Annotated in this window: 1 rRNA gene; it reads left to right on the forward strand. The window is 31.5% G+C overall.

The features are described from left to right. Positions 1-2 precede the first annotated feature (2 nt). Positions 3-114 (forward strand): 5S ribosomal RNA (rrf, locus tag IPZ78_RS17195). Positions 115-1,019: the final 905 nt, after the last annotated feature.

Consider the following 1,019-nt stretch of genomic DNA (forward strand, 5'->3'; position numbering starts at 1 on the left):
CTTTGGGTGCCTATATCGGTGGTGTTCACCTCTTCCCATTCCGAACAGAGCAGTTAAGCCCACCCGAGCCGATGGTATTGCCGTAACAGGTGGGAGAGTAGGTCGGTGCCTTCTTTTATTCAATAATGAAAACTAAAGCCTTAGTACAATCGTACTAAGGCTTTTTTACGTTATACAATTTTCTGTAGTGGAATATAAGCATCGTAACATGTAAATGTTACGATAACATACTACATTTAGAATTTATAAGAGACAGAAATGAATACAATGGATTGAAATTGGAAAGGAAACTGAAAACACAATACAGCTTTTGCCTAGATTATAGTAAGAAAATTTCTCTTACATATCTCATAAGAAATCAATTTCTTAATTACAATAATTAGCAAATCATAGTGTCGAATTTTATAATTGGGCTAAATAGGCTTTGTCTATTTATTATTTAGTTTTACCAACGTGTAATAACACAAATCTTTCGAAACAAAGATGGTAAGGAAGTTATTAGATGCTTTAAATAATAGATATACTGTGAATGTAGTGAAAGTATCTGATTTATCGGAATTGTCAAAGGAGATAGATTTGGAAACTAAAAGCTATCGATTATTTTATTAATAAGGTTCTGAAATTAGTAGTATTGAGATATTTATTATTCAAAATCATTTCGAGCATCATATGGGACAACTAGCTGTATATATGCGTATGTTGGATATTTTTTTGTCTGGACGGTACGGTCTTTCAGCTGATGAGAAATAGATAGTATAGAATTATATTTTGATACTTATTGTAAAACCTGATTGTGAGGCAGTGGTGTATAAATTCTTATGATTTTTTAATAAAATAGAAAAGGAGACTTATTTGCACTGCCCCCAAAAAGTTAGACACTTTCTGGGGGCATTTTTTTATGGATAGAAAAGTAAAACACACATTATCATTTAAGAAGACTTGTATTGATTTGTACACTAAATCGTCAGAATCAATATTAGGTATTAGCAAGGAATATAAGGTTTCCGAAAGTTTATTGA

The sequence above is a fragment of the Sphingobacterium bovistauri genome, assembly GCF_020295405.1.
Lineage (GTDB): Bacteria > Bacteroidota > Bacteroidia > Sphingobacteriales > Sphingobacteriaceae > Sphingobacterium > Sphingobacterium bovistauri.